Annotated in this window: 17 protein-coding genes, 1 tRNA gene and 2 pseudogenes; 9 read left to right on the forward strand and 11 right to left on the reverse strand. The window is 47.3% G+C overall.

From position 1 onward, the window contains the following. Nucleotides 1-7: 7 nt before the first annotated feature. Nucleotides 8-196 (reverse strand): DUF6324 family protein, encoded by a 189-nt coding sequence (locus RCA23_RS04725; protein WP_044049322.1) that lies wholly within the window; start codon nucleotides 194-196, stop codon nucleotides 8-10. A gap of 199 nt (nucleotides 197-395) precedes the next feature. On the opposite strand from RCA23_RS04725, the gene RCA23_RS04730 reads away from it, so the two are divergent. The 5 genes and pseudogenes from RCA23_RS04730 to RCA23_RS16205 all read left to right on the forward strand — a co-directional run bounded on the left by RCA23_RS04730 (nucleotide 396) and on the right by RCA23_RS16205 (nucleotide 2,491). Further along, nucleotides 396-472: transfer RNA gene (locus RCA23_RS04730), tRNA-His, on the forward strand. 412 nt (nucleotides 473-884) lie between these two features. Further along, nucleotides 885-1,379 (forward strand): DUF411 domain-containing protein, encoded by a 495-nt coding sequence (locus tag RCA23_RS04735; RefSeq protein WP_044049323.1) that lies wholly within the window; start codon nucleotides 885-887, stop codon nucleotides 1,377-1,379. Nucleotides 1,380-1,675: 296 nt separating this feature from the next. Further along, nucleotides 1,676-1,969 carry a hypothetical protein gene (locus RCA23_RS16405; RefSeq protein WP_169701331.1) on the forward strand — a complete coding sequence of 98 codons (294 nt, stop codon included), beginning with the start codon at nucleotides 1,676-1,678 and terminating at the stop codon, nucleotides 1,967-1,969. Nucleotides 1,970-1,978: 9 nt separating this feature from the next. Beyond that, nucleotides 1,979-2,176 (forward strand): annotated as a pseudogene (locus tag RCA23_RS16980) (2-isopropylmalate synthase); the annotation flags it as partial. 27 nt (nucleotides 2,177-2,203) lie between these two features. Next, entirely contained in the window at nucleotides 2,204-2,491 is a 288-nt protein-coding gene (locus RCA23_RS16205; protein WP_081870893.1) for a hypothetical protein, read from the forward strand. Between the two features lie 192 nt (nucleotides 2,492-2,683). Here RCA23_RS16205 and RCA23_RS04745 read toward each other — a convergent pair whose 3' ends face one another. Both RCA23_RS04745 and RCA23_RS04750 read right to left on the reverse strand, forming a co-directional pair. Then, the gene (locus tag RCA23_RS04745; protein WP_169701332.1) at nucleotides 2,684-3,505 is read right to left on the reverse strand and encodes a hypothetical protein; all 822 of its coding nucleotides are present in this window, start codon (nucleotides 3,503-3,505) and stop codon (nucleotides 2,684-2,686) included. Nucleotides 3,506-3,611: 106 nt separating this feature from the next. Further along, on the reverse strand, nucleotides 3,612-4,034 hold the full coding sequence (locus RCA23_RS04750; protein ID WP_044049326.1) for a hypothetical protein: 423 nt from the start codon (nucleotides 4,032-4,034) through the stop codon (nucleotides 3,612-3,614). Nucleotides 4,035-4,137: 103 nt separating this feature from the next. Between RCA23_RS04750 and RCA23_RS04755 the strand changes: the two genes are divergently transcribed. Next, the gene (locus tag RCA23_RS04755; protein ID WP_044051294.1) at nucleotides 4,138-5,199 is read left to right on the forward strand and encodes an IS630 family transposase; all 1,062 of its coding nucleotides are present in this window, start codon (nucleotides 4,138-4,140) and stop codon (nucleotides 5,197-5,199) included. A 58-nt stretch (nucleotides 5,200-5,257) separates the two neighbouring features. Here RCA23_RS04755 and RCA23_RS04760 read toward each other — a convergent pair whose 3' ends face one another. Continuing rightward, the gene (locus tag RCA23_RS04760) at nucleotides 5,258-6,157 is read right to left on the reverse strand and encodes a LysR family transcriptional regulator (protein ID WP_044049327.1); all 900 of its coding nucleotides are present in this window, start codon (nucleotides 6,155-6,157) and stop codon (nucleotides 5,258-5,260) included. A gap of 275 nt (nucleotides 6,158-6,432) precedes the next feature. On the opposite strand from RCA23_RS04760, the gene RCA23_RS04765 reads away from it, so the two are divergent. The 3 genes from RCA23_RS04765 (at nucleotide 6,433) to RCA23_RS04770 (ending at nucleotide 11,286) form a co-directional block, all read left to right on the forward strand. Further along, nucleotides 6,433-10,047, forward strand: a complete 3,615-nt coding sequence (locus RCA23_RS04765; protein WP_044049328.1) for an Ig-like domain-containing protein — start codon at nucleotides 6,433-6,435, stop codon at nucleotides 10,045-10,047. A gap of 106 nt (nucleotides 10,048-10,153) precedes the next feature. Next, nucleotides 10,154-10,306, forward strand: a complete 153-nt coding sequence (locus RCA23_RS16410; RefSeq protein ID WP_169701333.1) for a hypothetical protein — start codon at nucleotides 10,154-10,156, stop codon at nucleotides 10,304-10,306. 23 nt (nucleotides 10,307-10,329) lie between these two features. Continuing rightward, entirely contained in the window at nucleotides 10,330-11,286 is a 957-nt protein-coding gene (locus tag RCA23_RS04770; RefSeq protein WP_044049329.1) for an alpha/beta hydrolase-fold protein, read from the forward strand. 60 nt (nucleotides 11,287-11,346) lie between these two features. Here RCA23_RS04770 and RCA23_RS04775 read toward each other — a convergent pair. The 7 genes and pseudogenes from RCA23_RS04775 to RCA23_RS04810 form a co-directional block, all read right to left on the reverse strand. After that, a protein-coding gene (locus RCA23_RS04775; protein WP_169701334.1) for an IS3 family transposase occupies nucleotides 11,347-12,506 on the reverse strand; the annotation gives its coding sequence in 2 pieces (ribosomal slippage) (nucleotides 11,347-12,257 and nucleotides 12,257-12,506; 1,161 coding nt in all). 231 nt (nucleotides 12,507-12,737) lie between these two features. Continuing rightward, nucleotides 12,738-12,896, reverse strand: a pseudogene (locus RCA23_RS16740) (IS6 family transposase); the annotation flags it as partial. Nucleotides 12,897-13,037: 141 nt separating this feature from the next. After that, a complete protein-coding gene (locus tag RCA23_RS04785; protein ID WP_169701448.1) occupies nucleotides 13,038-13,784 on the reverse strand; it encodes a hypothetical protein in 747 nt (248 codons plus the stop codon). A gap of 43 nt (nucleotides 13,785-13,827) precedes the next feature. Further along, nucleotides 13,828-14,544 carry an LrgB family protein gene (locus RCA23_RS04795; RefSeq protein ID WP_044049333.1) on the reverse strand — a complete coding sequence of 239 codons (717 nt, stop codon included), beginning with the start codon at nucleotides 14,542-14,544 and terminating at the stop codon, nucleotides 13,828-13,830. Beyond that, nucleotides 14,541-14,894, reverse strand: coding sequence for a CidA/LrgA family protein (locus RCA23_RS04800; protein ID WP_044049334.1), 354 nt, complete (start codon nucleotides 14,892-14,894; stop codon nucleotides 14,541-14,543). Before RCA23_RS04800 ends, RCA23_RS04795 begins: the two co-directional genes overlap by 4 nt. A gap of 121 nt (nucleotides 14,895-15,015) precedes the next feature. Continuing rightward, the gene (locus RCA23_RS04805; RefSeq protein ID WP_044049335.1) at nucleotides 15,016-15,915 is read right to left on the reverse strand and encodes an aminotransferase class IV; all 900 of its coding nucleotides are present in this window, start codon (nucleotides 15,913-15,915) and stop codon (nucleotides 15,016-15,018) included. A 49-nt stretch (nucleotides 15,916-15,964) separates the two neighbouring features. Continuing rightward, on the reverse strand, nucleotides 15,965-16,861 hold the full coding sequence (locus RCA23_RS04810; protein ID WP_044049336.1) for an NAD(P)-dependent oxidoreductase: 897 nt from the start codon (nucleotides 16,859-16,861) through the stop codon (nucleotides 15,965-15,967). Between the last annotated feature and the right edge of the window lie 111 nt (nucleotides 16,862-16,972).

Genomic DNA, 16,972 nt, shown 5'->3' on the forward strand with positions numbered 1-16,972 from the left:
ATCGCGGCTATTTTGCCACAGCTGCGGCTGCCCGGGCCGCGGCCATTATTTCTTCTGCAATATCATTGGCTTCGTCAATTTCAAAGTCCATCGGGATTTCAGCATCGCCGGCAGTGACGAAGATCCGTACCATGCCTTGATCCGTGGGGCCAATTTGCAAATTGGCTTCGATGTCTTTTTCTGTGTTGATGCCCATGGGTGTGCCTTTCGCTCTATGTCCTTGGGGTAAGGGGCTTTTGAGATATGATCAAGGGTCTTTCCGGCGGCTTTCACGCAGGTTCAAGCCTCCGCTCGGGTCCGCAGGTGCATTTTCTTGCATTTTGCTCGGCCGATGGCGTTTATTGCACACGCGAGCCCTTGCATTCACGCAGCAGCCCCGCTAAATCGCTCTGAGTGCCGCCTTAGCTCAGTTGGTTAGAGCGCCTGATTGTGGATCAGGAGGTCCCTGGTTCGAGACCAGGAGGTGGTACCATTACTTTCAATGGGTTACCCTGTATATTGCCCTCGCGTAGTATTTTGAACTCGAATAATTGTCGCGTTCATTGCTACGTTTGAATAATGCTTGGCGGCATTTAACTATTATATAAGATTAATCATTGCTCGGTGTGGTCACTTTAGTTTTTTGCATCCACAACCCATCTAATTCCTCATTCCCAAGACCCCACCCCAGCGGTACCCCCCTTTACAGGCTAGGAGTCCCAGCTAGACTAGTAATACGAGTATGGACGAACGATTTAGTGTTTGTGGCGAAAGGCTTTTAAGACTGATTAATTGTTGTCATATCTCTGGCTTTGTCGATTGTAATACATTTGAGTGCCACCATGCTATGGATGTGTTTGGATGCCGCACTAATTGCACGGGCGGATGTTGAAAGGGGATAAGTAATGAGGGACCAAGTATCGTTAAGCCGGCGGCAACTGTTAATACTTGCTTCAAGTTCTATCGTTGCTGCTCCGTTGGCTGCCTTAGGTGACGGCACTTCTCCTGATATTCACGTAGTTAAAAACCCACAATGTGGCTGCTGCACTGCATGGATAGAGATTTTAACAGACAAAGGCTTCAATGTTACCACTGAAGATCGCGCTGGTGGCCTTTTGACTGAATTTAAGATTGAGAGTGGTATCCCCAAAAATATGATGTCCTGTCATACCGCTAAAGTTGATGGGTACTTCATCGAAGGACACGTTCCCGCCAGCGACATAAGACGTCTCTTAGCAGACCTCCCTGATGCATTAGGATTAGCCGTGCCAGCAATGCCTTACGGCTCGCCCGGGATGGGACCTGAAGATGAACGTGAAGCCTACGATGTGTATATAATCAGTGCCGACGGCACAGCAGAGGTGTTTCAACATTATCCTAAAGCAGGAATACCCGTTTAAGATTAGCCTATTGACTGTCCAATTCCTCCGTCGGTGAAGGGTACCGGGGGGTACACCCCCGTTTTACAAAGTAGGAGTCCCTGCTGGACTAAGTAATACTAATGCAGACGAACGATTTGAAAATTTTTGGGTTATGCTATGATGGTCACTGGTATCAATGAAACGGTGATGTTGGTGAACATGGAGTTGCACTCTGTTTTGTCTATAGCAGCGGTAGCGCTTCTTAGCATATTTCCGGGTGCAGTGCTGTCCAATGCGGCCATAATTATTTCTTAAGGCAAGGTTTGGGGCCAAGCATGTCGATAATTTGTGCAAGTTGTGGAGCAGATTCTAATGGTGATTTCGATGTTGACTGGTGTCAAAATTGTAGAAAACCTATCTTAGGTGCCACTGCCCCCACACCTCAGAATTTATCAGATGGTATTTGGTCACTAGACAGTTCTGGAGAAAAATTTTCAGGTAATGTAATCGATGGGCTTGCTGAAGGCCTCGGTACATTAATTTCTGACGAAAGTTGTAGTGTGGGAAATTTTGAATCTGGCAAACTTAATGGGAAATGTACTGTCATAGACCTCTATGAACAAGGCTGAGGTAACACTTTTGTTGGTGAGATCAAAAATGGAATTCGTTCCGGTTATGGAAAGTATCTTTTTCATTACCCATGTTTTTATGAGGGTTTCTTCAAAAATTTTAGGTATCATGGTAAAGGTGTTCGAGTTTTTCCCGATGGTACTAGGTACGAGGGACAATTTAAGGACGGAGTCCCTCACGGACGTGGAATAGAAAGATATTCAGACGGCAGTAAGTATCATGGTACCTTTGAATTGGGGAAAAAAAGTGGAAAGGGTATCGAAACTTTTCTGCTAGGTTCAATATACCAAGGTGATTTTTGTGAAGGACGATTTGGTGGTTGTGGCAGATTTACTTTCCCAACTGGTGAATTTTGGGAAGGAAGTTTTTCTACTGAGTGGCTAAATGTACGAGGTGGAAAAGAAATTTTTTACACTATTCAAGAAAAGAACGGAAAAAAACGGTTTGGTCAGTTTCAAAATAGTGGGTATTTTAATGATTATACGTCCTTATTGGGCAGGCTGCTTAATCTACTAAAATAGACGTGAGCCCTAATGCAACGATTAACGAAATCATAGTGAAAATGATTTTAAAACAGACTGAATTAAAGATTGTGAAAATGAGCGGTCATTAGCAATCTATTCGCTCACCTCTCCGACCATACCCCCGGCACCCTCCACTTTACAGATCAGGTCTTCTAGCTTCTTTCTGTAATACTAATCCACACGAACGATTTAGTGGATATGGTAAACGGGCTTTGCATTAATCGTTTTAGGGACACTTAACACCCGCTGCAAACTCCCATTATCCCAAACGCCGTCATAGTTCTGTCCGTTCGGTAGGCGAACCTTCATAAAGCCGTGCGGCTTTAAATTCTCCAATGTGCCGTACCATCGGACGCCTTGGTCGTCTGTGCTCGTTGCGTAATGCACACTGGTATCATTTACCCAGCAGCCAGATATTAGGTTGCTAGATTTACTAGTATACTTACCGATACCATGCCGCGTAAAATGTAGCAGTTCTCCTACATATTTAGCGCCGTCTGTGTAGGTTATTGTGCCGCTTGTGCGCCCATGCTGATCAGGGAAAGTACCAGAAAACTTCCAGTCATTGCTTGCTATTTGGACATCACCAGTAAGGGTTCCGTTCTGCCAGCTCCCTTTGAACGTCCTTTGGGATGACTTTTCAAATAATTCACCAAACCCAGATCGAACGCCATTCTTCAATAACCCATGATACGTGTCGCCATTTTTATAAAATATTTTGGCTGATCCTGTCTGTTCGCCATTGGCCCATTCACCAGCATATTGAAAGCCAGAAGCTGAATTGAAAATACCAAAGCCATGTTTTACGCCAAACTTGAAATCGCCCTCGTAAACGCCACCATATTTGTACTGCAGAACGCCACGACCGTGGAACATACCTCTGCGCCAAGAGCCTTGGTAGCTCAGCACATCTGAATGGTTTACAGAATAGAAGCGCCCAAACAGGCGTCGTATAAAATTGTTCATATAAACACCTGCTACCGGCCACTTGTACATTGCAGGTGATTCCACTTTTCTCCAGTATTGGCCTGTAGGTTTTTGAGTCAACGAACGTAAAATTAGTCAGCTGAAAGTTGCCGTTTATCTTTGACGAGCTGCGGTTTATGTCGAGCACATATTACTTAGTTAGAACGCCTGCTGACAGAAGCTCTTCTCTTGTTGGGACCCACATGTCATGGCTATCTGTTGAAAATATTCTCAAAATGAAATCTATGTCCACGCCTCGGCTGAGCATAAATTCGACATCTTCGACCATGCTGGCAATTGCTGAACCGAAAAGCATTGTAGCGTAATCAAATTCATCGTCCCAACCCTCTTCGATACGATTTTCAACATAATTCTTTTTGATGTACTCCCGGTCGATCCACGTTCGATGAAATCCTAATTTCGCTTCAGGGGATAGGGTTCGGGTTTCACCTCCCAGAAAAATGTGGGCACATGCGCTGTCACATTCGCCAAACGCTTCAGTGTTGATGTTATGACGCGCTAAATACTCTGCAATAGCACTGGAAGCAGACGCTGAGCCTCCGGGGCCGGTCACTCGTAATGCGGTAATCTCAGGGTTATCGAACAGGTATACTGCGAGTCCTTAAGGACCCGAAGAAGTTGTTGATGTTCGAGCGTAAATGGATTCTTGTTTCCGTATGATCCGTTCCAATTTTCCTTCCCGTGAAGACCGCTGCGAGCTTTTGAGCTGTGTAAAACGCCAACGCGAGGATCATGGCGTTGCGCGGCGAGCGAATGCACTTTTGCTGCTGGATGATGGGAAGTCCTGTGTCGAGATTGCGCAGGTTCTTTACCTTGATGACGACACGGTGCGTGGCTGGCATAAGCAATATCTGTCTGAGGGCTGGGATGCGGTGGCTTATGACGGTTGGAAAGGCGGGCAATCGCGGCTGTCTGTCGCGCAGAAAGCCGCTCTTTGCGCGTGGCTTGAGGAACGTTTCTGCCGATCTACAGTGGAAATCCGCAGCTATATCACGGCGCAATTCGATCTGCGCTATTCTCATTCAGGCTGTGTTAAGCTTTTGGCGCGACAAGGCTTTGAGTATCGCAAACCCAAGGCTCTGCCGCGGGTGGCCGATGTAGCCAAACAGGCTGAGTTCATCGCAATGTATGAAAACATGCTGAATTCTCTGGCCGATGATGAGGCGGTATACTTTGCAGATGCCGTACATCCAGAATATCAAAGCAAGCCTGCCTTTGGTTGGGTGAAGAAGGGCACAAACCCCACGCTCAAAACGACTTCAGGCCGGGCGCGCGTCAACATTCACGGCGCACTGAACCTTGAAACCTTTGATACGCCTTTCGTCGCGCCGATTACAGTGGACGGCGTGAGTGCCGTGCAATTGCTGGCCAAGATTGAGGCCCGCAATCACGATAAACGCATCATCCACGTGGTCTGGGACAACGCTGCTTACCACAAAGGGCCGGATGTCAGGGCTTTTCTCTCGCGCAAAAACTGCCGCATCCACCTGATCCAGCTGCCGCCCTATTGCCCGCACCTGAATCCAATTGAAAGGCTCTGGGCCGTGATGCACCAACACGTCACCCACAATCGCGCCTATCCCACGCAAAAGCTATTTACCGAAGCCATTCTGAAGTTCTTTCGGAAAATTATCCCAGAGCAATGGCACAACTTCCGAAATCAGGTCACTGATAATTTCCGCATCATATCAGAACAAAATCTTCGGGTTTTGGAGTGAGCGGTGTATATGAATGAGGGAGCCTCGGGGGGCAGGTCAGTCGTAATGTCACTATGTATCAGTATCTAAGTGCTAATTTCATTTCCTCAACCATAAAATCAAAAACAAGTCTTATGCGTGCGCGTGTGTTAACGTCAGGATGAGCTACCATCCAGACTGGAAGGGTTAACGATCCATGATTAGCCATAATGCGTTTTACTGCTGGGTTTGCATCCCCGTGATTGAGGTGCGTAAGACCAATTCCACATCCTGCGGCTACCAATTCCCAAATTAGTGGGTAATCTTTACATTTAATCACATCAACATGATCCAGAATGTCCTTCCCCCACCTATTTGTAATTAAATTTTCTAGTGTTTTTGGCATGCTGCCAACGATGCAATGATCTTTAAGCTCTAATATCTTATTCGGGGTGCCTACTCTTTCAAGGTAATTAATAGATGCATATGCCCCATAATTTATTTGGCCAACTTTAAGCGCAATCAAATCTAGCTGAATTGGGGCATATGTTTGAATTGCAATATCTGCATCTTGGAAAGCTTCTTTTTCAACGGAATTCGTCGATATTACTTCTAATTGTATGTCGTCAGACACTTCGTGAATTCTCGAAATTATCTTTGGCAATATGATCGAGGCGATGCCGCTGCTTGCTATTATTTTCATGGGACCTGAAATTTGTACGTTTTGCAATAAGACTGCTTCATACAAATCTACTGCCGCTTTAAATATATTTTCAGAATGCTGGAACGCGATCCTACCTACCTGTGTTAAAGTTAAGCCTCTGTCGCTTCGGTAAAACAAGACTGCTGAAAGCTCTTTTTCTAGGGATGCAATATGCCTACTTAAGGTTGACCGTGGAACTCCAGTTCTCCGCTCGGTTTCAGCAAGTGTACCCGTCTTAGCAACCTCATAAAAGGATTTGAGGCTTTCTAGATTAGGTTGTTCATTTAAATTTAACATATTTTTTCTCCAGAAATTTTGTACAAACTAATTTATTCCAGTTAATATCTGCTTTCCGTAATTATATTAGGATAGTTGCATGAAGTCCATATTTGGGAGGCTTCGTCTCATTATTAACCATTTTCAAAAACTTCTTAATTATATACCAGTTTTAACAACGTAAAATTCTAGCTAACTATAAGTCTATCTTATTTCGTACCTTTCAAGGTTCGGTTCACTGATATTTTTTGTATCTTCAACTTCCAATATTAGTACAAGTTAAAGTCAAATTATCAATGTCATTTAGAAACGCAGCCACTCAGTTTATCACCTTCTCACTAAAGAGATGCAGCAGGAGCTTAGCTTTAGTATTTTTGATTTTAAGCGCTACTGAAGTTAATGCTGGATGTGTTGTTGACAATGTAGCGTACGATACAATTACCGACAGAACAGTGGGACAGCCCATTTCACTGAATATCATTAAAAACTGGGACGCGGATGATGATGTGGCCACCTGCGACGTAAGCACGTTAACTAGTTTAAACGGGGCCTTTGAGGGTAAAAATACATTTAACCAAGATATTAGAGGTTGGGTCACTAGTGCCGTTACGAATTTTCGCGGCATGTTTAAAAATGCCACAACTTTCAATCAAGATATTAGAACATCCGGCGGTTCATGGAACATAAACGATAACGCCAATAATTTTACTAACATGTTTCAAAACGCAACGGGAATGGCAGCGCTGGGAGCACCAACCCCAAACGGGACTGGAAATGCTGCCAGAAGTGAATATAGAGTGTGGTTTGCAGGTGGCGCGGATAGCACTGCGCCGACGGTGACCTTCAGCCCAGCAGATGGGGCTGCAGCAGTTGCGAATGCAAGCAATATCACCCTCACATTCAGTGAAGCTGTGCGAAATACTGACAACTCGGCGCTTACCAATACGAATGTAGATGGTCTCATCACATTGAGAAAAACAAACGCTGGCGGTGATGATATTGCCTTTGACGCGACGATTAACGGGAATGTGATCACTATAAACCCGGCCGTAGACTTCCCCTCAGAGCAGGTGGTTTATGTGGCGATTGGGGCCAGTGTTGAAGACAGCACGAACAATGCGATCTCCGCCTCCAATGCCACATTCACGGCCGCGGATAGTGCTGCGCCGACCTTACGTGATGTTAATTTTGTGTCAAATAATGCAACTGTAACGGTAGCAAATATTGGTAATATAATAACACTTTCGTTCCTATCCAGCGAGGAGATTAGTCAGCCTGATGTGACGTTTTTATCAAGTGGTAATGCGATTATGGATACACCTGCGTATACAAATAGTGGGAATATATGGACCGTTACCTACAACGTTACCTCAGGCGATACGGACGGATTAATCACGTATAATATTGAGTTCACAGACATAGCCGGCAATTCAGGAATACCAGTCAGTGGTGGCAACATCACTATGCCAAAAATTACTACTCCTTGTTTTAACTGCAACACCACAATAATTGATCCGCCAAGTGGGGAATTTATTGTATATGATATATATTCCGGAGGTATCCCGGTCGACATAAGTCTGAAAGATCAGGCCAATAATCCCCTTACGGACACGTCTGAAATCTCCAGCGTAACAGTTACTTCGAGCGGTGGAAGTCTTAAAGTAAATCCTTCCGGTAGAACTATCACCATACCCAAGCCTAGTAATGGCTCAGCAATATTCAGTTTTGAGGTACTATCTACTACACCTGGACCGATAGTACTTAGCGCCATCGTTACCACAACAGATGGAGTTGCCCACAGTCTTGGTAATAGAACAGTTAGATTTGAAGCAGTCACACAAAATTTGATTGGTACAGTTGAAATTACGACCCAACCTGCAATTAGTGGAAGAGATTCGTTGATTAATGGCGAGAACCTGTCGGTGCAGCCATCAGTACGTCTCTTGGATACCAGTGGAGCTCTAAAATCCTTAGATAATTCAACAGTAGTAACGGCCAGTATTATTAGTGGTGAAAGTGGCTCTCTAAATGCAAATGGATCAGCAACTAGCGTGCAAGTATCTGGCGGCATCGCAAATTTTGTAGGTCTAAAATTAACTGGGGATCCAAATGAGGTCTATGCATTGGTTTTTCAAGCTACAAATCACGTGCCGGAAACATCAGTGGAATTAAGAGCCACAGCCTCTATCACGCAAACAGATAGTACTGCTCCTACGGTTACCTTTAGCCCATTAGCTGGCACAGATAGCATTCCTAAAGATGTCAATATCACCCTCACATTCAGTGAAGCTGTGCGGAATACTGACAACTCGGCGCTTACCAATACGAATGTAGATGGTCTCATCACATTGAGAAAAACAAACGCTGGCGGTGATAATATTGCCTTTGACGCGACGATTAACGGGAATGTTATCACTATAAACCCGGCCGTAGACTTCCCCTCAGAGCAGGTGGTTTATGTGGCGATTGGGGCCAGTGTTGAAGACAGCTCGAACAATGCGATCTCCGCCTCCAATGCCACATTCACAACAATAAATAACAACCTGAATGTTATTCGTCTCGCCGATACTGTCGTAACGGTTGTTCTGGCGGGACCAACTACTCCGGTCATTGGATCATTCCATGTCCACGCGGAGTTCTCGTCTGATGTATCGCTCCTAACTGTTAATGATATTACTATTAGCAACGGCACCATCGCGAACTTAACTGGAAGTGGCGATACTTATGGATTTACCGTTAATGCAATTCTTGGAAAAGTAGTTACCGTAACTATTGGTGGGGGCGTAGTCCAAGATTCGACTGGAAATATGAATAGTGCCTCCAACACATTGTCAGTCGAAGCTGGAGCCCCTGGTGCATATTTTAAAATTAAAAAAGACCAAATACGTTCCATAATAGTTGAGCATGAAGGAAGGTTGTTGCAGGGTGAAATGTCATCCCAGCAAGGAATGATACAAGATGCACGCTCGAGCTTCATAACATGCAGAAATCAAATTTATGAGGAAGATATTTTGGTTCTTACTTCTTGTGACAACCAAAGTCTCAATTTTAATGGGTTTACCAAAATTAATGATGGCGGCGTTATCGCCCAAGGTAGCTTTATAGACAAACATTGGAGTGATCCGGGCAAGCAAAGTCGCGTGGCATTAGGTGAATTTAATATATATAGCTATGCAGACGGCACAACTAACTCATCGCTCAAAGGCCAAATATCATGGGAGCGATACCTGTCTGATAGTGCAATGTTTGGCAGTGACTTCAGTGGGAAATTTGCACATTCCAAGCTGAGCGGAGAATTTGAAGGCACGCAACGTCAATATGGCATAGGATTTGGGGCTTATTTTGTTTCTCAATTAGCTGATGCGTTATTTTTCGATAGTTATATATCAAGTGATTTTTACCGAAACTCTTTGAAGATGGACGATGGTACTCTTGCGCTGGCCAGCGATTACACTACAGAAAAATATATAGTTGGGGGGGCTTTGACCGGGGTTTTTAAATATGAAGGGTTCGAGCTGCGTCCTGAACTCGCATATGCATATGGTAAAACATCAATTGGCGAAATAAATTTCATTGGAGAGTCTTGGGGGTTTTCTGATAACAATATCACATTGGATGCAGGCACAACGTCAATTTCCCGCCTGACCCTCAGACCGGAGTTTAATGTTTCATTAGGGGAAAGCTTAGGTCTAGCATCAAATGCAATGTTCAGTTTTACGCCGCAGTACAGCTGTGAACGTTTAGCACCTTATGCTTCATCACAAAGCTGTGGTCGTGGTTTTGAGTTTGGTTTCTCAAAACAGTCTGCTGACAGATCGACGAAAATTTCGATCGAGTACAAGGTTGATTTTCTACATAATGATAAGCTTTCAATGTTGCAATTGAACTTTAGTAGGAATTTTAAACGTTAAAGACAGTCGCCTTCGTTTAAACATTCTTGGTTCTAACCTCAGTGTCCGTTTGTTTTTCTCTCCCTTTGAATTGGTGCCCCCTATAGTTAAGAGCTAGGGGATCAATATGGATCTCAAGCTCTACAAACTTGAAGAAATTGTAATGAAGCTGAGGCAAGTTGAAGTTTTGACTATACAAATGGCCACAATTATTGAGCGCCTGGGTTTAGGTTGTGCCAGCAATGTGATACGATTTATAACCAGTCTGGAAGCACCTTAAATTTATATCTGCTTGACTAGGCTGTGGTTGATTCATTTTATCAGGTTTTACCAATGCATAAAATCATAGTTGTCTTTTTTATATTGCTTTCATGTGAAGTTGCAGCTGAGGAAAAATTTTCAGTCATTAAACTTCAAAAAAATCTTACTTTGTTGAGATTATATGAAGGTCCCATTGATGGATTTTGGGATCCGGAAACAAAGAATGCAATGTGCCAATTTTTGAGTGATACTGGAAGACCCTGTGGCGCTGCTATCAATGAGCTTGATCTCAAAAAACTGAATGAGGCTGCTTCTCAAAAGGTTATAATTTATATGCACGGCACAAATAATCCTCGGCAGCAGGAAAATTGTCATTGGAGTTATAACGCGGTGCCAAAATCTATAAAACAAGTACTGGGCTTTGTTAATTTTCATATTTACTATCTTTGTTCTTCCGCTGCTGATTCCCAAAAATTACAGGAAAATCTTCCCGGTGATGGTGTCCATTACCAATTTGGGCATGCTAATGGATCTTATATCCTGCAGCGAGTTGTTGAGTTGAATAATCTCATAGATAGCCTTCATGCAGCTAATGTGAGGCCAGAAAATATCTTTGTTGCGGGTCATTCAGCGGGCGGTTGGTCCGCTTTGATTGCAGCTGACACTTTTCCAGAAAAATTCAATGGTGTGATCGCATTTGCTCCTGCTTGCTGCGGGCCAAGACATGAAGTGGATTTATACCCAATTTGGCGACAAATAGTCCGGCCAGAGCAGCAAAAAATGATGACCAATAATCCTGCACTTAAAAGGCTGGTATTTGCTTATGAGGATGATGAATATAATCGGTCTACGGATCTAGAGTTTTTACAAAGTGCGTTTCCAGAAACATTGCAACTGGTTAACCAAAATTGTGGCAAGGGGCACAGCACACATCTAATGGACTGCAACAGCGCCGAGACTCAAAATATAATCAATAAATTTTTAATTATTCACCAGTAACCAAGGTACTGCTGCACAAGGCCACCAGCGGTTCTGACCTGCCCCCCGAGGCTCCCTCATTCATAACGAGAGTTTGCGGGTTTGGATTTCATATTCTTCTTCGTCAGTTTGAGCAAGCGCGTCGTGTGCGGAGCCCTCAAATTTCTCAAGCGCTCGGCGCGCTTCAGCGGGTGTTTGGTTGCCCAGAGATGAGTGCGGTCTGACGTTGTTGTAATCGTATCGCCAAAGGGCCAGTTTGCGGCGGGCATCGTCTAACGTATCGAAGATTTCCTCGTTCAGCAGCTCGTCTCTCAGGCTGCCATTGAAGCTTTCGATGAAGCCATTCTGCTGCGGTTTTCCCGGATCGATGTAATGCCAATCCACATCGTTCTCGCCCGCCCACTTCAGGATCGCACGACTGGTGAACTCCGTCCCATTGTCCGAGACGATGCAGGCTGGCTTCCCGTAGATACGGACAAGCGCATCCAGTTCCCGTGCAACCCGAGCGCCCGAGATACTGGTATCAGCCATCAAACACAGGTTCTCGCGGCAGCAATCATCATTCACGGTCAACATGCGGAACTTGCGTGACGCGCCAAAAGTGTCGGACACAAAATCCAGAGACCAACGTTCACCTTGCCGTAACGCAACTGGCATCGGTGTGCGCGATCCCCTTGCGCGTTTGCGGCCCCTTCGCCGCCTGACGCCAAGCTTTTCTTCAGTATAGAGGCGATACAGCTTCTTGTGGTTCATGGTCATTCCTTTGCGTTCCAACGGCACGCCGATCCGGCGATAGCCGAACCGACGCCGCTTGCTGGCAATCGCCTTCATCTCTTCGCGAACTTCTGGATTATCCGGCGGCTGATCGCGCCGGACGGTCTTGGGATCGACACCGACAAGCCTGCACGCTCGGCGTTGTGAGATATCATGATCCCGCATCGCCTTGCGTGCTGCAGCCCGTCGCACGTTCGGTGTCGTCAGTTCTTTCCCAGCAAATCTTTCAAAACTACATTGTCCAACATCGTGTCCGCCAACAGACGCTTCAGTTTGCCGTTCTCATCTTCAAGCGATTTAAGGCGGTGGGTGTCAGAAACGTTCATGCCACCGTATTTGGCTTTGAACTTGTAGAACGACGCGGGACTGAGGCCATGCCTGCGGCACACCTCAGCAGTTGGCATCCCAGCTTCTTGTTCTTTGATCATCCCGATAATCTGGGCTTCGGTAAAACGACTCTGTAGCATTTGTTTGCTCCTTCAAAGGTTAAGCAAACTCTACATTAAAGTGAGGGACCTTTCGGGGGGCAGGTCAAAGGCAGCAATGATGCGGGGCTTATGCCTGATGACGATTAAGGGTTTACCGCCAAACGAATGACTTCAGGGCTGGTTTTAAAATAGCAAAATGGAGAGTGTTTTGCCATTAGAAGAGGTTACAAATTAGCCCTGCCCGCTTCAAGCAGTTTTCTCTGACAGTGCCCAAAACCGAACTGTTTCGTGACAGATATCGACGCCGCGTTCATGCAAGATGTCTTCCACCTGACGAAAACTCAATGGGTAACGTATGTAATACATCACCGCCAATCGGATGATTTCAGGTGAGGTCTTGAAATATTTGAAGGGAGAACATGTTGTAATTTAACAAAAATAGGGATCGGCCGCGAAACCGTCAAGTTTGTCTGACAACACCGATTTGAGAGGGTGTCGCGGCTGAGAGTGACACAGCTATAGACTTTGTTTGTGAGGGATACGTATTAACCAGCCTCTAATCTCAGAAGGCTAGAGCCCTGCAGCTTGTTTTAGGATAGCTGCGGTGAATACGTCCTGATGAGCACCACCAATATTCTTGAATAGGGTGATCTCTTTAGCAGAGACCCGCCCTGAGCGGCGCCCCTGCACTAAGTCGAATGCATCACCTTGGATGTCATCCAAGCTTAGCGCACCGGACGCTATTGGTATCGTCAGTTCGCCCACTTCTTCGCGGCCACGGTCGCAACACGTGTAGACCGATCCACGGCGCATCGCGTCATCATCCGTTTCAGGCATGTCGGTTAAGTACGACCCTACCAGGTCGAGATGTGCTCCAGGTTTCAGCAACGCTCCCTTCACAAGAGGCGCGCGCGACATGGTCACACAACTGATGACATCAGCTTCAGCCACTGCAGCATCAAGATCTGGTGCTGCAGTGGCCTCGATGCCTAGAGTACAAAGCAGAGCTGCCAAAGCCTCGGCACGGGACCAAGTGCGATTCCAGATCCGCACACGCGAAATTGACGGACGCGCCGCTATATGCGCCATCGCCACATGTGGGCCTAGTCCACCCGCACCCACAACAAGCAACTCGCGCGGTGTGGGTGGAGCTAGAAGTGAGGTGCCAAGCCCAGAGCCGCGAGAAAGGTCGCGAGGCCCTCTGGAACTATGTGCAGACCAAAAATATTGCCATAAAATTGCAAGGCTGAGCCAGGTTTCCGACCCTTTCCAGCGGCGATGATGGGGGGGGCATGGGTGCCAAGGTCGCTTTGATATTGCCGCAGGGGTCTTTGACTGGGCAAGCGGATCTTCTGCTAGTCTAGGTCAACCATCTTATCAGGATCGGCACAATGAGACTTGTGAGCAAGGCATTGAGGGCCATGGCAATGCCTGCATAGGCGCCGGCAATTGGGTTGACCTTGAAGGCGCGCGCCGTGCCAATTCCGTGGGCGGCGACACCCACTGCAAAACCCCGTGCTTGCCAATCTGTGATAGACAGGATGTTCATCAACGGGGTCACGGTGATTGCCCCAATGATCCCTGTTAAAATAACCAGAACGGCTGTGAGCGTTGGAATGCCGCCCACGGCTTCTGAAATGCCCAAGGCCACGGGAGCCGTGGTGGATTTTGGTGCGAGGGACAGCAGGACGCTTAGGGGCAGATCAAAAAACTGCGCCAATACAATGGCCGATCCTGCCGCCACCGTAGAGCCCACGACCAGGGCGCATAGGATGGGAATCACGGATTTTTGGATCGTGGCGCGGTTGTCCCAAAGGGGCAGGGCCAAAGCGACCGTTGCGGGCCCTAACAGAAAATGTATAAATTGCGCGCCTTCGAAATAGGTGCCGTAATCGGTCTTGGTCAAAACAAGCACCGGTGAGAGCAGCAGGACCGACATCAATACCGGGTTGGCCCAGGAGGGATTTCCCAATCGTGCGGCCAGGCTTTTGGCGATCAGATAGGCGGCAATTGTGGCTGTAAGCCAGAGCAAGGGCGTGGCGGATAAATAGCTCCAAAGGCTGACAAAATCATTCATTTTTGCACCCTGTACATGAGCCGTTTCATCGCAATAAATGTGGCGACGGTCACAAGCATTGACAAAATTGTCGACAGGATGAGAACCACAAGCAACCTGGCCCAATCTGATGACAGAACGTCTAAATTGCCAATAACCCCGACACCGGCGGGGACAAACATCAAAGACAAATGGGCCAGGATAACTTGTGTCGTCGGGCGCAGGGCGCTCGCCAAAGGCGGCCTGAGGGCAAGAGCCGCCAGCAAAATCACCAAGCCCAAGACAGGGCCGGGAATAGGCAGGCCCAACCCGCGCGCGATAAATTCCCCCGCAAGTTGACAGCCAAGAAGCAATCCTAAAGTTCGAAGCATCTGCGCCACACTCCTTATCGGGTTCACAGTGACGGGGAATGGGCAGGGTGGCAATCTGTTTAAGGATATTCAATCAAAAGGGCGCCGCTTGCCGTTCAAAAGCTTGAGGTGAAAGAGGCGCTTAAACGTAGGTGATTTTCTCCGTCAAATCATCGCGATTGTGCCAATCCCAATAGGTTTTGAGCAGTCGTGCCGTGATGGGGCCGACGGCATCATTGCCCAAAATGGTTTTATTCACGCGCGTCACAGGCACCGGGCCACCGGCTGTGGTTGCGGTAAAAACCTCATCGGCGGATAGGAATTCATCAAGACTAATGTCGGTCTGTGCACAGGGAATGCCAAGGTCGGCGCAAATCTCCAAGACGGTTTTTCTGGAAATGCCTTCGAGCATTCCCGATCTGGGTGTCAGCACTTTACCGTCAATAACTGCAAAGATATTAAAGCCCGGCCCTTCGGTTACATAGCCATCGGTGTCGAGCAATACGGTGGTGTCATAGCCGGCATCTAATGCGTTAAATAGGGCGGCGGTCATGTCACCCCAGTGATAGTTTTTAACCGTCGGATCAACTGAGTGAGGCGGGATACGCCGCAGGTTCTCTTCTACAGAAATATGGGCGCCTCGTTGTGCCACCTCCTGTGGGATCACCCAGATGAATGGAACGGCCCAGGCGTAAAAATGGTTGGTGCAGGCTCTTGGATCACGCGTGCCGGGAACCTGCGGTGTGCCGCGGGAGGCCACCATGGAGACATAGGCGGACTTTAGCCCCGATGTGGCCACCAATTCGACCAGAGCTGCCTTTATCTCTGCGCGAGTCATGCCCACATCAAGCCGCAATTTATCCATCGAAACCATGAAGCGGTCTAAGTAATCTTCCAGCCGAAAGAAGGCGCCTTCCCATACATGGACGACATCATATGTGATATCAGAGCGGGTCAAACCCCAATCAAACACCGAAATTTTGGCCTCCGATACCGGTATGACCTTGCCGTCCATCCAAGCTGCGCCGGCTGAATAAGTCATCTCATAGCCTTTTTGCGATCAATTGCGCCGCATGGGCGCAATATGGCGCTCATTTTTTCACGCCATTTTGCGCCATAACATAATCCACCAGATGCGGCACATAATCTTCCGGGCCGTCACCACCTGCTGCGAATGCCAAGGCAAAACTATTTTTCACCGCGCCACCAATGGGATTTGCCAAATTGACACCATCGGCCATGTTGGCAAGATAACTTGTATCTTTCAAAGCGTTTTTCAGCGTGAATTTATGCGCCTCGCGATTGCCCTCCACAGCATAGCCCATGAAGGTTTGATAAAATCCGCAATCCATTCGGCTGCCACGAATAACGGAGTCAAATTGCGCGGTGGTGATGCCGACTTTTTCGGCCAGAGCCAGGGCCTCCGAATACATCGCGGCATATCCGAGCGACAAAAAATTGTTGAGCAGTTTCATTTTGTGCCCGGCGCCATTGTCTCCCATGTGCACGATGGAACGCGCCCAAGTTTCGACCACGGGTGTAATGCGGGCATAAATGTCTTCTGTTGCCCCAATCATGGTCGACAATTCGCCGGATTCGGCCTGAACGGGTGTGCCGCCCAGAGGTGCATCGGCCATATGGCAGCCCTGTTCTGCCAGGCGCGCGGCCAGTCGCGCTGTCGAATTGGGATCTGAGGTTGAGCAGTCAATGATCACTGTGTCTGGACGCAGATCGGGCAAGAGCTCGACCACGATAGCCTCCACTTCCGGTGAGCCGGGCGCGCAAATGTGGATGACCGTTGTATTGCGCGCCATATCGGCCAGAGTTTTGACCTCCTTTGCGCCTTTGGACAAAAGATCTTCCACGGGCGCGCGATTGCGATGGGCCAGAACATAGACTGGGTAACCTGCCGCCAAGAGGTTCTTTGCAATACCGTGTCCCATAAGGCCAACGCCTATAAATCCGATCGTCTCTGCTGTGTTATTCATGACTTGTCCTTATTACGGTGTTGCCGAGACTCGCTTTCAGTTCTGAAACTCCGCGCCGTCTTCGGTGAATTTGGAGTGAAAATAGGCGCCCTTGTCAAGTCGCGGCCTTGC

The sequence above is a fragment of the Planktomarina temperata RCA23 genome (assembly GCF_000738435.1).
In the GTDB taxonomy this organism is placed as follows: Bacteria; Pseudomonadota; Alphaproteobacteria; order Rhodobacterales; family Rhodobacteraceae; genus Planktomarina; species Planktomarina temperata.